Source organism: Acidobacteriota bacterium (assembly GCA_004299485.1).
Taxonomy (GTDB): Bacteria; Acidobacteriota; Terriglobia; order Terriglobales; family SCQP01; genus SCQP01.
Map to the genome: position 1 here is coordinate 52,908 of SCQP01000008.1, position 14,747 is coordinate 67,654.

Consider the following 14,747-nt stretch of genomic DNA (forward strand, 5'->3'; position numbering starts at 1 on the left):
ATGGCTACACCATCCCTACAGCCGGAGAATGTCGAAACCAGTCCGGGGAAAAAGCCGCTCCCCGAGCTGTTGCCCGCGCGCATGTTGAATGAATTCGTCTACTGCCCGCGGCTGTTCTACTACGAGTGGGTCGAGGGCGTATTCCGCGGCAGCGCCGACACCGCCGACGGCTCGGCGCGCCACCGCCGCGTCGATGGCGAGCCGGGCGCCTTCGCGCCCGCGCCTCAACTGGCAGAAGCCGGAATCAAAGCGCGATCAATTGAACTTTCCAGCGACCGCTTGAAGCTGTTCGCGCGCCTCGACTTGGTGGAATCGGCCGACGGCGGGGCAGGCGTCGAGGTAACCCCTGTCGACTACAAACGCGGCCGTCCCGCCGATGCGGACGGCATGCCCGCCGCCTGGCCCGCCGACCGCGCCCAGATTGCCGCCCAGGTGCTGCTGCTGCGCGACAACGGCTACGCCTGCCGCGAGGGCGTCCTCTACTACGCCGCCACCAAGCAGCGGGTGACGGTGCCGGTCGATGCGGCGCTGGAAGCCGAAATTGCCTCCCTATTAGAGCAAGCGCGCACGGCGGCGGCCGGTCCGCTTCCGCCGCCGCTCGAGGACAGCCCCAAGTGCCCGCGCTGTTCGCTCGTCGGCATCTGCCTGCCCGATGAAACCAGCGCCCTGCACGCGCTCGAGCTCTCCCACGCCGGAGCCGGGCGCCAGTTGGCTCTGTTTGCCGAACCGGCGGAGCCAGGCCGGCCGGTGCGCCAACTCGTCAGCGCGCGCGACGATCTGCGCCCGCTCTACCTCAACTCGCAGGGCATGCGCGTGGGCAAATCGGGCCAGGTAATTCAGGTGCGAGAGAAAGACGCCCTGGTGCAGGAGGCGCGCCTGGGCGAGATTTCGCAGGTCAACGTCTTCGGCAACGTACAGGTCTCCACCCAGGCGATTCAGGAGTTCTGCAGGACGAATGTGCCGGTCTGCTATTTCTCGCACAGCGCATGGTTTTACGGCATCACCACCGGCCTGAGCAGCCGCAACGTGCTGCTGCGCCGGCGGCAATTTCACACCGCCGACAACTCCGCCCTGGCGCTGGAACTGGCGCGCGCCCTGGTGGCCGGCAAAATCCGCAATCAGCGCACCCTGCTGCAGCGCAACCATATCGCACCTCCGCCCGAGGCGCTGCTGCAAATGAAACGGCTGGCCGACGAGGCCCTGCTGGCGCCGTCGCAGGCGAGTCTGCTGGGCATTGAGGGCGCAGCCGCGGCAACCTACTTCCAGCATTTTCCGGGGATGCTGAAGCCCGAAGATGATTTCGATGCCGGGGCCTCCGCCGGCGCCGGGCTGCGCTTCGACTTCCGCGGACGCAACCGCCGCCCGCCGCGCGATCCCGTGAATGCTCTGCTCTCGCTCGCCTACAGCATGCTCACCAAAGACCTGACTGTGGTCTGCCAGGCGCTGGGCTTTGACCCCTACTGGGGCTATTACCATCAGCCGCGTTTCAGCCGCCCCGCCCTGGCGCTGGATCTGATGGAGCCCTTCCGCCCGCTGATCGCCGACTCCGCAGTCCTAAGCGCGGTCAACACGAGAATGGTCACGGCCGACGATTTCGTCCAGTCCGGACCGGCCGTGGCGCTGACCGAGAAGGGCCGAAAGGGTTTTCTCCACGCCTACGAGCTGCGCATGGGCAGCCTGGTGACCCACCCCGACCTGGACTACCGCGTCAGCTACCGTCGCCTGCTGGAGATTCAGGCGCGCCTGCTCATCCGCTACCTCGACGGCGAGCTGATGACCTACCCGCCCTTCGTGACCCGATGAGCGCAGCGCCGATGCCCGGGCCGAGTGCCGCCACCGCCGCGAGCGGTCCCGTGATGCGGAAATCCCGGCACCCGCTCGCACCCAATAAACCCTTGCCCTCCATCCACTTGCGCAACCACAGCAACAGACCTATGCTGAAAACGTTGTCGCCCCCAAGGGCCGCTCGCAAACCGCCCGCGGAACGCTTGAAAACACGCCAGTTTTACGCGGTCCATTTCCGCAGCCAATCGGCTGCGGCCTCATTGAAGCCCTGCTGGTGTCCGGTTTCCGTACCAGATTGCGGACATTTCCGCAGCCAATCGGCTGCGGCCTCATTGAAGCGGAAATAATAGAGCCTGGCAAACCCGCGGGGCGGGCAATTTCCGCAGCCAATCGGCTGCGGCCTCATTGAAGCCCGCTGAAGGCGGGCGTGAGCGTGTGCACCATCAGATTTCCGCAGCCAATCGGCTGCGGCCTCATTGAAGCGTTTGCGTGACGGTCCATTGCCAGATGCTATCGGTTATTTCCGCAGCCAATCGGCTGCGGCCTCATTGAAGCCCCTTCAACTCGCTTAGCTCCACCCGGATCGTTTCATTTCCGCAGCCAATCGGCTGCGGCCTCATTGAAGCATCGCTGCTTCCTGGGCGGTTCCACCAGGGGCTTTCATTTCCGCAGCCAATCGGCTGCGGCCTCATTGAAGCGTGATGGCGTCCACGATCGTGCCATCCGCCAGCTCCATTTCCGCAGCCAATCGGCTGCGGCCTCATTGAAGCGGGTCTCATTCACCCCGTTCACTGTCGCCGCGGTCTCATTTCCGCAGCCAATCGGCTGCGGCCTCATTGAAGCCGTCGGATCCCGCGCGGCTGCTGGCCGCGGCGACCAATTTCCGCAGCCAATCGGCTGCGGCCTCATTGAAGCTCGACCTGCTCTGGCGTCAGCCCTACCGTCGCGGTCATTTCCGCAGCCAATCGGCTGCGGCCTCATTGAAGCTGCGTCGTCAGCGCCGTGCCCGCCACCAGCGGCACCATTTCCGCAGCCAATCGGCTGCGGCCTCATTGAAGCCGCTCGAGCATCGCCGGGGTGACGTTGACGCGCCATTTCCGCAGCCAATCGGCTGCGGCCTCATTGAAGCTCTGTGTCACCGAGCTGCTGCACCTGGTCCAGGAAGATTTCCGCAGCCAATCGGCTGCGGCCTCATTGAAGCCGGGGACCATTTGCGCGGAGTCATGTTAGGCTCGGGGATTTCCGCAGCCAATCGGCTGCGGCCTCATTGAAGCGCCAGGTCGGAGAGCGCCTGATACAGGCGCACGTCGCATTTCCGCAGCCAATCGGCTGCGGCCTCATTGAAGCGCATCCTCGAGCGTCGCCGTGTAGAAGGTCCCGGTCGGCATTTCCGCAGCCAATCGGCTGCGGCCTCATTGAAGCAACGCGCGCGGACGGCGGCTGAGTGAACCTGCTACGATTTCCGCAGCCAATCGGCTGCGGCCTCATTGAAGCCATCCGCAAGGGTGGCAAACAGCCCTGGGTAGTTCAGATTTCCGCAGCCAATCGGCTGCGGCCTCATTGAAGCGAGTGTTTCAATCTTGCTCTGGACGGCGGTGCGGGTATTTCCGCAGCCAATCGGCTGCGGCCTCATTGAAGCGGGGAGTGACTAATCAGTAAAGTCGTCTGCGGCCGCATTTCCGCAGCCAATCGGCTGCGGCCTCATTGAAGCGGCCAAAGTTGCACCGTGGTCACAAAGGCGGGGGCGGATTTCCGCAGCCAATCGGCTGCGGCCTCATTGAAGCTCGTAGACGAGGCGCGCCAGTTGCAGTCACCGCATAGATTTCCGCAGCCAATCGGCTGCGGCCTCATTGAAGCATCACCAGCTCACCCGGCGTGCTCAGCGCGAAGATATTTCCGCAGCCAATCGGCTGCGGCCTCATTGAAGCTGACTACGCGGCGTTGTGCGCACAGCTTCGGGCAGGCATTTCCGCAGCCAATCGGCTGCGGCCTCATTGAAGCCGACGTTTTGGCCGGTAGGCGTCATGGCGAGCTGATACATTTCCGCAGCCAATCGGCTGCGGCCTCATTGAAGCGCAAAATGAACACCACGTCCTACACCTCTACTGAAATTTCCGCAGCCAATCGGCTGCGGCCTCATTGAAGCGACCCTCGATAATGTACCCCGAGACGGACCCTTCCCACATTTCCGCAGCCAATCGGCTGCGGCCTCATTGAAGCTTCTTGTCCGCTTCGCGCCGGGCCGCGTCGATAGCCATTTCCGCAGCCAATCGGCTGCGGCCTCATTGAAGCGGCGTGACCAACGGCAGGCGATGGGCGATCCGCCTGATTTCCGCAGCCAATCGGCTGCGGCCTCATTGAAGCGCGGTCCAAGCTCGGCGCTAAGCTGTCCGATGCCCATTTCCGCAGCCAATCGGCTGCGGCCTCATTGAAGCTTCGTGGTGCCGGTGGGCGCGGGCATCGAGCGCGGAATTTCCGCAGCCAATCGGCTGCGGCCTCATTGAAGCAAATCGTCCTGCTGGTGGCGGCGCGCTTCGAGGGCGGATTTCCGCAGCCAATCGGCTGCGGCCTCATTGAAGCTTGAGCGTCGAGCCGGGGATGATCTCGGCCGAGTAGATTTCCGCAGCCAATCGGCTGCGGCCTCATTGAAGCAACGGTTCCCGGCTCGCAAACTCGACCGGCGTATAATTTCCGCAGCCAATCGGCTGCGGCCTCATTGAAGCCCGCGCAACGAGGACGCTGGCTACGCCAAGCTGCTGATTTCCGCAGCCAATCGGCTGCGGCCTCATTGAAGCAAGCTGGCGCGGCGCTGCCAAGCGGCTGACGCGCACATTTCCGCAGCCAATCGGCTGCGGCCTCATTGAAGCTTGAGCGTCGAGCCGGGGATGATCTCGGCCGAGTAGATTTCCGCAGCCAATCGGCTGCGGCCTCATTGAAGCTGCTCCTACCACCGTTGCGAGCACGCCGTCGTTCGCATTTCCGCAGCCAATCGGCTGCGGCCTCATTGAAGCGTCTTCCCTGACGGATCTGACGGTTCTTCCTTACCGGCATTTCCGCAGCCAATCGGCTGCGGCCTCATTGAAGCGCCCGTGGACGTCGTCGAGTACGACCCGATTGGCGATATTTCCGCAGCCAATCGGCTGCGGCCTCATTGAAGCGTCGTGTGCCGCATCGCTCGTGTCATGGCGTGGTTGATTTCCGCAGCCAATCGGCTGCGGCCTCATTGAAGCTGACGATGGCGCGGAAATGGTGGCTTGCGCCGCGGATTTCCGCAGCCAATCGGCTGCGGCCTCATTGAAGCTGAAGTCGAGGGGATCTCAAGCGGCCACTGCGCCCGGATTTCCGCAGCCAATCGGCTGCGGCCTCATTGAAGCAGCTTGTCAATCGCCTGCTGCTTGTCCGGGCCGTCATTTCCGCAGCCAATCGGCTGCGGCCTCATTGAAGCGCGCAGGAGGCGCTCGCAGCTTCGTCCGCGACTGCCATTTCCGCAGCCAATCGGCTGCGGCCTCATTGAAGCTGACTATGCGAACAGCGACCCGATTCTGGCAATCGATATTTCCTTAGCCAATCGGCTGCGGCCTCATTGAAGCGCGGGTGCGGCGTCCTGATGGCGATACGGCCGCCCTGATTTCCGCAGCCAATCGGCTGCGGCCTCATTGAAGCAATAGACGCTGCAACGTCCTCGCGCCGCTCGTACAGATTTCCGCAGCCAATCGGCTGCGGCCTCATTGAAGCTTCACGTAGTCGGCGCCGAGCAGCGCGTGGTCGCTCATTTCCGCAGCCAATCGGCTGCGGCCTCATTGAAGCCAGCGGTTGCGCCACTCAGCGCCGGGGTCGTTTCTTATTTCCGCAGCCAATCGGCTGCGGCCTCATTGAAGCGCCATAACAGCCGTCTCCCGGCGGCGCTGGCCGCGCATTTCCGCAGCCAATCGGCTGCGGCCTCATTGAAGCCTGCTCGCGCGCCTGCTGCTGGTTAAACTGCGCCTCATTTCCGCAGCCAATCGGCTGCGGCCTCATTGAAGCTTGTAGTACCGGCAGGCGGCGGCCCCGTAAAGCACGCATTTCCGCAGCCAATCGGCTGCGGCCTCATTGAAGCGCTACTTTTCAAGATCGGCGCCAACAGCGACGATGCCATTTCCGCAGCCAATCGGCTGCGGCCTCATTGAAGCCACCAGACTCCGTGCCGAGCTGGCCGACAGCCACGGCATTTCCGCAGCCAATCGGCTGCGGCCTCATTGAAGCGCCGGGGGCGCCGGTGGCAGCAGTCGTGGCGGCCAGATTTCCGCAGCCAATCGGCTGCGGCCTCATTGAAGCGTCAGAGCGCCACACGCCTTCGCCGTCCACGATGCGCATTTCCGCAGCCAATCGGCTGCGGCCTCATTGAAGCCGCGTCATGCGTTCGAGCGTGGCCCCGGACGCCGCCATTTCCGCAGCCAATCGGCTGCGGCCTCATTGAAGCGTTGCGCCGTTGACGAGCACGGTGTATTTTAGCAGATTTCCGCAGCCAATCGGCTGCGGCCTCATTGAAGCCCTCAGTAGGCGGCGGCAAGCTGGGCGGTCACCGTGAATTTCCGCAGCCAATCGGCTGCGGCCTCATTGAAGCCATTCCAGGGTCTGGTTTCGCCAAACGCGCAAAGGCATTTCCGCAGCCAATCGGCTGCGGCCTCATTGAAGCGTGATACCACATTACGCGCGGCACCACGGTCATCCTATTTCCGCAGCCAATCGGCTGCGGCCTCATTGAAGCTATTTGAAGCTGGGACCACCGCCCCCCATTCGGCAGATTTCCGCAGCCAATCGGCTGCGGCCTCATTGAAGCAGATCGCCGAGCCCGGCGAGTGCGCTGGGGCTGGTCTATTTCCGCAGCCAATCGGCTGCGGCCTCATTGAAGCGACGGTGTAGAAGGTCGTGTCGGAGCCGGAGAGCAGCATATTTCCGCAGCCAATCGGCTGCGGCCTCATTGAAGCGTCGTCGTTCCAGTGGGCTTGCGCTCGTCGGTCCACATTTCCGCAGCCAATCGGCTGCGGCCTCATTGAAGCAACGTATCTGCACGCGCTGGCCAGGGCACCGACAGGATTTCCGCAGCCAATCGGCTGCGGCCTCATTGAAGCCCGCAAGCGTCGCGGTGTTCGCAAGGACCATGCGTGCATTTCCGCAGCCAATCGGCTGCGGCCTCATTGAAGCTGATTCAAGCGCAGCAGGCACTTAGTGCGCTCAAGAGCATTTCCGCAGCCAATCGGCTGCGGCCTCATTGAAGCTGCTCTTGGCATTGGGCAGGGACAGGGAGCAACCAATTTCCGCAGCCAATCGGCTGCGGCCTCATTGAAGCTCGACGGCATCCAGTGGCACAAGTTTCCGGAGGCGCATTTCCGCAGCCAATCGGCTGCGGCCTCATTGAAGCGGCCCACGCGCACCAGGCATCCGCTGGCACCCAGTCAGATTTCCGCAGCCAATCGGCTGCGGCCTCATTGAAGCATGAAACGCTTGTGCTCTCGCTTCGCAAGGTTCCAGCATTTCCGCAGCCAATCGGCTGCGGCCTCATTGAAGCCCCTTCGTCGGCCGCCACGCTTGGGCGTCCATGTCGCGATTTCCGCAGCCAATCGGCTGCGGCCTCATTGAAGCGTTCATCCCGGCTGGGAGTACGCTCCCGGAGCATGGATTTCCGCAGCCAATCGGCTGCGGCCTCATTGAAGCTCACATTCAGGGAGATGCGCCGCTCGGGCGCCCGCGATTTCCGCAGCCAATCGGCTGCGGCCTCATTGAAGCCTGAATCGAATTGCTTAATGCAAGCTCAACGCTGATCATTTCCGCAGCCAATCGGCTGCGGCCTCATTGAAGCTTCACTGCGCGCTCCATCCTCGCGCCGGTCGGGCGTATTTCCGCAGCCAATCGGCTGCGGCCTCATTGAAGCACTGTGACTTCCGGCGGTTGCCGCTGAGCACCAATGATTTCCGCAGCCAATCGGCTGCGGCCTCATTGAAGCCCGCAGCGGTATGGTGCCCGTGATGCTCTCATCGAATATTTCCGCAGCCAATCGGCTGCGGCCTCATTGAAGCCCGCAGTGCGTGGATGCGACCTGGAACCGAAAGAATGATTTCCGCAGCCAATCGGCTGCGGCCTCATTGAAGCTCTACGCGGTGCCAGCCGTCCAGCGATTCATCGTAATTTCCGCAGCCAATCGGCTGCGGCCTCATTGAAGCTTCATTTGCACTGTCCCTCACGGAGCAACACCAAAATTTCCGCAGCCAATCGGCTGCGGCCTCATTGAAGCAACTCGTGGTAGTTGAAATACGGCCGCAGATATTTGATTTCCGCAGCCAATCGGCTGCGGCCTCATTGAAGCCAGAGAGATGTGATGCTGTCATCGCCCAGCCCGCGCTGATTTCCGCAGCCAATCGGCTGCGGCCTCATTGAAGCGTGCTTCTAGCTTTGTTCCCAATGTACGTGTCACTTCGATTTCCGCAGCCAATCGGCTGCGGCCTCATTGAAGCAACGGCATCCGGCGCTTCTGCGTCAATCTCCTTGCATTTCCGCAGCCAATCGGCTGCGGCCTCATTGAAGCATGAGGCCCTGCGTGCTCTTGAACTGGAGCGCCTGTATTTCCGCAGCCAATCGGCTGCGGCCTCATTGAAGCCTGCTGTGGCGCAGGGCGACGCGCAGCCGCAGCCCGGATTTCCGCAGCCAATCGGCTGCGGCCTCATTGAAGCATGTTCTAGTGATCGACTCTGTGTCGCATGAGTGGGCATTTCCGCAGCCAATCGGCTGCGGCCTCATTGAAGCACGCCTTCGGGCACATCGGAGCCGTGCAACAGCTTGCCATTTCCGCAGCCAATCGGCTGCGGCCTCATTGAAGCGGCGCGGGCCATCTCGACTTCGTAGGGGTCGCGGGATTTCCGCAGCCAATCGGCTGCGGCCTCATTGAAGCGAGGCGTCCTGCTGCGCGTAGTTCGTAAGCCCGCGATTTCCGCAGCCAATCGGCTGCGGCCTCATTGAAGCTGTGGGTGCGAGCGGAATAGGTTCTACGAATACGCTCATTTCCGCAGCCAATCGGCTGCGGCCTCATTGAAGCCGGCCCATGCGCCAATGGCCGCGCCCGTCGGACTCTCGCATTTCCGCAGCCAATCGGCTGCGGCCTCATTGAAGCCCGTACCGCAACATCAGGTGACTTCCGGCGGTTGCCGCTGAGCACCAATGATTTCCGCAGCCAATCGGCTGCGGCCTCATTGAAGCCTGATAAACGGCGAGCGCGTGCCGGTCCTCGAGCTATTTCCGCAGCCAATCGGCTGCGGCCTCATTGAAGCCCGGGAGAAGTCAGCGTGGAAATGGTGTTGGGAAATATTTCCGCAGCCAATCGGCTGCGGCCTCATTGAAGCAAGGTCACCTACACCAACGACGTGCCGCCAGCGCCATTTCCGCAGCCAATCGGCTGCGGCCTCATTGAAGCGTAATCGTTGGGTCATTGTATACTCCGTTGTGAGGTATTTCCGCAGCCAATCGGCTGCGGCCTCATTGAAGCTTCGTTCCAGGCGTTGATGTTGAGCCAGTAGGCGTAATTTCCGCAGCCAATCGGCTGCGGCCTCATTGAAGCCCTTTGTCACCAGCAGCGATATATTGCGCTACTGCCTATTTCCGCAGCCAATCGGCTGCGGCCTCATTGAAGCTACGACCTGGGCAAAGTGCTTGAAGCCGTGCCGGTTATTTCCGCAGCCAATCGGCTGCGGCCTCATTGAAGCCCCAAGGAAACCGTCTGGCCCTTGCTGGCGCCGATAATTTCCGCAGCCAATCGGCTGCGGCCTCATTGAAGCAGGCCTTCGATGGCCAGCCCCATCTCAGCGGCGGCCTATTTCCGCAGCCAATCGGCTGCGGCCTCATTGAAGCTGTTCGACACCAATCTGTGCGGCCGCCGCCCCCGCCATTTCCGCAGCCAATCGGCTGCGGCCTCATTGAAGCGTGAACGTCTGCGCCAAGTGCGGCCTTGCGGAACTGATTTCCGCAGCCAATCGGCTGCGGCCTCATTGAAGCTGACCAGGGTGAAGCAGCTCGGCGGGGACGCGAAGCATTTCCGCAGCCAATCGGCTGCGGCCTCATTGAAGCAACTACCAGCAGGAAGGCGCCTACTTCGCCGGGCGTATTTCCGCAGCCAATCGGCTGCGGCCTCATTGAAGCAGATCGCGGTCGTCGGGAATCTCGACGCGGCGGTCAATTTCCGCAGCCAATCGGCTGCGGCCTCATTGAAGCACGCGACGGACGGGGCACCGCAGCCATGGATGCAGGCATTTCCGCAGCCAATCGGCTGCGGCCTCATTGAAGCCTGCCGTATCAGACGCTATGGGATGAGGACGAAGCCATTTCCGCAGCCAATCGGCTGCGGCCTCATTGAAGCCTCAGCTTTGGACGCGGAGGGAGGCGGGGCCATGCTATTTCCGCAGCCAATCGGCTGCGGCCTCATTGAAGCGCGTGGCAGGCATGGGTGAGCGCGACGGGGACGGTCATCTCCGCAGCCAATCGGCTGCGGCCTCATTGAAGCGGCCGGGTCGCCAGTCTCATGCCACGGGCGGGCAGCGGAAATGCAGGCGGCCGAGACCTGGCTTGCCTGGCAGATTGCAACGGAGAGCAAGTCTCCGCTGGCTCGCCGGCGCGCACGCGCGCGGGCGCGGCTTGCCAGCGGCTCGTAAACGCGGGCCGCAACCCTCGGGCTGGACCGCTTGCACCCCGGCGCGGAGGCGCCCGATCGGCGGCTGGCTACGCCGCGCCGCAGTACCTCGCGGCCAAGGCGGTAGCCAACGTCAAATACGTCCTCGGCGGCATGAGCGGCGCGCGCAAGCACGAAAGCACGCGCGACGAGATCTAGAACAAACGCGCACGCATCCCCCGCTCCAGCCAACCAAAGTACAATTTTCCGCCTCTAATCTATTGACACCCAATTTCTGCGGAACGCTACCGGCGTGGGCTTCGCGCCGCCCAACGCTCCCACGCGGGCAGCCCGCCGCGCACCATCGCGGGCGCGGTTCTCCGAAGAACATCCGATCCCTGCTCAGGTTCCTGAGGCCCCCACGCCTTCCGAGCCTTCGCTAGCCACTAACCACTAGCCACTAGCCACTGTTCCCCTGCCACGGAGGTCTCCATGGACTTCAAGGCTTCTCCCGCTCAGCGCCGTCTGCTGGACTACATCCACGCAAACCCCTCGCCCCTGCCCACCCTGGGGCTGTGCCAGTCCGCCAACGTCAGCCGCGCCAGCTTCTACCGCTGGTGCCGCGACCCAAACTTCCGCGCCTGGCTCGGCATCGCCTGGTCCTCCCGCCTGCTCCTCGACGGTGTGGCCCTGATGAACCAGGCCCGCGCCCAGGCTCCCGACAAGTTCTCCTACTGGCGCGCCCTCTCCGATCTCACCTTCGATCCCAAAGGCCTCGGCGCCATCGCCAAATGGCAGGAATCGCTCGTCCACCTGCCTCCCGACGCCTTTCTCCCTGGCCCCGGCGTCAAACCCAAACCCAAGCCCAAACCCCCAGCCGGCCCCCGGCCCCAACCCGACTGGGTGGCCGAGCTCTACAAGGACAGCGAGTTCCCTCCCCCTCCGCCTCCCGAAATCAGCCCCAACGGCTTCCCCATCTACCATCCCGAGTCTGTGGAAGAGTGGAACCGCCGTCACGGCTTCGTCGATGAGCCGCCAGACGACCCGAAGGTCTTCAGCGTAGCGCAGCCGGGGAGTAGGGGCCCCCGGCTAAGCGGCTTGGAGGTCCATAGAGAGCGGGGCACAACGACGCAGTGCGTCGTTTGCCGGCGCAGCCCGGCTGGGTACCCGCACCCAAATTACGTCAATCCGGTCCGCACCATCCTCCTCCTCCAGCGCGCCCTCAACCCCTCCTACCCCCTCCGCCGTCGTCGCTGCGCCTCCCTCGTAGCGAGGCCCGGGCCCAGGGGCCCCCGGTCGAGCGGTCCGGACCTCCATAGGGAGTGGGCCGCGTGGCGGAGCCAGTTTGGGCGCCCGCAATCCCGTTGCGCCTCTCCCGTAGCGAAGCCGAGGCGTAGGGGCCCCCGGCTGAGCGGCCTGGAAGTCCTTGGAGAGCGGGCCGCGCGGCAGCGCCGCGCTGGGTGCCCGCAAGCCCCTCGCGCCTCCCCAGTAGCGAAGCCGGGGCGTAGGGGCCCCCGGCTGAGCGGCCTGGAAGTCCATAGAGAGCGGGCCGCGTGGCGTAGCCGCGCTGGGGGAACAGGCGCCTGTGGCGCCTGCTCCCGATCAAGGAATGAGACAGTTAACGTGGTGGAAAAACCGCGCAGCACACCTTGCGCAGGCGCCAACGGCACAGCCGACAAATCCGCTCCCGCCCAACAACCACGCGCCTTCTCGTCGCCTCACACTCGCGGCCAATCGAGCCGGCGCGGCCTCAGTCACTGTCTCGTGGCAACTGCCGGCCGCTCAGCGATGCTCCGCCGGCGGCGCCGTGAACTGAATCCCGAGGCCGAGGCCGAGCGAGTGAAGCTTGGCGTTGAAAGCGGCGCCGTCACCGTGGTTGAGGGCGGCGAGGCCGGAGCGAACCTGATTCATTTGCGCGGCCAGGGTTTGATTGGCGGCGATGGCCTGCGCGGTGGGGCCGAGGTCGGCGCCGGCTCCGTAACGGCCGGTGCCGTTGAAATCGGCAGCGAGCGTCGAGAGCTTGGCGTAGAGCTGGACGGGGGTGATGAAGCTCTCCTCAATGCTCTCGCTGCTGAGGTGGGTGTCGAAGAGCTGACCTTCGAGCGCGAGATATTTCTGATCGAGGGCGTGAGCGGCACGGACGGCATCGGCGTGATCGGCGAGCAGCGGCAGAGCATCGGCAAGCTGCTTGCGGGTACGCTCGACGCCGTTGATCATCTCGGCCACGTCGTTGACTTCGCCTTGCATCATGAGGGCGAATTTGAGTTGCGCCTCCATGGTGGTCTGGGTGCCCGAGGCGCTGGGATCTTTGAGGACGGTCAGGGGCTCGGTGCCGACGGCGGAGCCATCAACGGTGAGCTGGACCTGGTAGGTTCCCGGGACCACGCGCGGCGAGCCCGGTTCGCCACCCCAGGCGACCAGGGGACGCCAACCTTCAGCGCCAACTTTGACCCAGGGCTTGTCGGGCGGCGGAGTGAGGAGGTGGACGACGGTGGTTGCGGGGTAACGCAGATCCCACCAGACGCGGTTGAGGCCGGCGCGGGTAGTTCCCTTCACCGTGCGGATCACGGCGCCATCGGCGCTGCGGATGGTGAGGGTTGCGGATTTGGCGGACGTGGGCAGGTAGTAGTTGAGGTCGGCGCCGTAGGGAATGTTTTGGCCGATCACGGGATCGTTGGGGCCGTCCTGCGGCACCAGCACCGAGCGCCGGAAGCGGTAGGCGTCGCGCGGCTTGAAGAAGTGCGGCGCGGCGGCGGCTACGACTTTGTCCCAGCTCCGCAGCGGCGTAATGTCATCCACAATCCAGATGCCGCGGCCGTAGGTGCCAATGACGAGATCGCTGAAATGGGGCTGGATGGTCAGCCAGTACATAGGCGCGGCGGGCATGTTGTTTTTGAGCAACGTCCAGTGCGCGCCATCGTCGAGGGTGAAGTAGATGGAGTTTTCCGTGCCGGCGTAGAGCATGCCCGCGCGCACGGGATCTTCGCGCACCACGTGGACGTAGCTGAACAGGGTGTGCGGGATGTCACCGGAAATCTTGGTCCAGGTGCGGCCGAAGTCGGTGGTTTTGTAAATGTACGGATTGTAGTCACCCATCATCATCAGGTCATCGCTGAGATAGGCGGTGCCGGCGGCGAAGTGGGAGGGCTCGATGCGGGTGATTTCGCCGTAGGGCGGCAGATCGGGGATGTTTTTGGTCACATTGGTCCAGGTTTTACCGCCATCCTGGGTCACGCTGACTTCGCCGTCGTAGCTGCCCACCCAGAGAATGCCGGGCTTGACGGGAGAAATCGAAATGTTCGACAGGGTCTCGCTGTCGAAGGTCATGAGGTTGTCGCCGGCAACGCCGCCCGAGCTGCCTTCATGATCTTTGAGGTTGAGGGTGAGGTCGGGACTGATGCGCTTCCAGCTCTGGCCCGCATCGCCGGTTTCGTAGACGTACTGGCTGCCGGCGAAGACCTGGTTGTGATCAAACGGCGAGATGGCGATGGGGAAGGTCCAGTTCCAGCGGTCGCGGTACATGCTGGGGGCGCCGCCGTAGTTGTCGATGGGCCAGATGGAGACGTTGCGCGCCTGGCCGGTTTTCATGTCGACGCGGGTGAGGTCGCCGTTGTAGCAGCCGGTCCAGAGGATGTTGGAATCGACCGGATCGGGGACGGTGAAGCCGCTTTCGCAGCCGGCGTAACCGTGCCACTCGGCGGAGGTGATGACGCCGCCCGCGACGCCGCTGAAGTCGGAGCTGAACAGCGACCGGCTCGGCCCCCATTCGCCGTCGTCATCCTGGCGGTTGCCCATGACGTCGTAGGGGATGCGGTTGTCGGTGTAGACGTGATAGATCTGGGCGATCGGCAGCTTGATCTGCTGCCAGCTTTTCCCCCCATCCAGGCTGATCGACCCGCCGCTGTCATGCGCGGTCAGGATGCGGTTGGGATTTTTGGGATCGATCCAGATGGCGTGCAGGTCGCCGCCGGCGCGGCCGGCGTCGGTGGCGAAAGTTTTGCCGCCGTCGCGCGAGACCGACCAGTACTGGGCGGTGAAGTAGATGAGGTTTTCGTTGCCGGGCGAGACGTCAAAGTTGGTGAAGTAGGGGCCGCGGCCGGTCATGCGGTTGTTGCGGTTCATCAGGTGCCAGGTGCGGCCGGAGTTGTCGGACTGATAGAAGCCCGGCGCGGGGGATTCCTGCACGAGGGCGTAGACGCGGCTGGAGTCGGAAGGAGCGACGCGCACGGCGATTTTGCCAATGTCAGCCCCGGCTGCGGGCAGGCCGTGGCCGCTGAGGCGATGCCAGGTGGTGCCGCCGTCGTGGGTGACGAAGATGCCGCTGCCGGCG

The 14,747-nt window shown here is 63.7% G+C and carries 2 protein-coding genes and 1 CRISPR repeat array; of the genes, one reads left to right on the plus strand and one right to left on the minus strand.

Annotation, left to right across the window (positions count from 1 at the left end):
• Nucleotides 1-1,803, plus strand: a complete 1,803-nt coding sequence (gene cas1, locus EPN33_06670) for a CRISPR-associated endonuclease Cas1 (GenBank protein ID TAN22618.1) — start codon at nt 1-3, stop codon at nt 1,801-1,803.
• 213 nt (nt 1,804-2,016) lie between these two features.
• Nucleotides 2,017-10,312: direct repeats of the CRISPR family, unit length 36 nt; unit sequence ATTTCCGCAGCCAATCGGCTGCGGCCTCATTGAAGC.
• A gap of 2,963 nt (nt 10,313-13,275) precedes the next feature.
• On the opposite strand, the gene EPN33_06675 is transcribed toward cas1, so the two are convergent.
• Nucleotides 13,276-13,509: a hypothetical protein gene (locus tag EPN33_06675; GenBank protein TAN22810.1), complete on the minus strand. Its 234-nt coding sequence runs from the start codon at nt 13,507-13,509 to the stop codon at nt 13,276-13,278.
• Nucleotides 13,510-14,747 lie beyond the last annotated feature (1,238 nt).

Bases quoted from the DNA above. Each gene is read 5' to 3' on its own strand.
- cas1 (TAN22618.1), top strand. From the start codon at position 1: ATGGCTACACCATCCCTACAGCCGGAGAATGTCGAAACCAGTCCGGGG.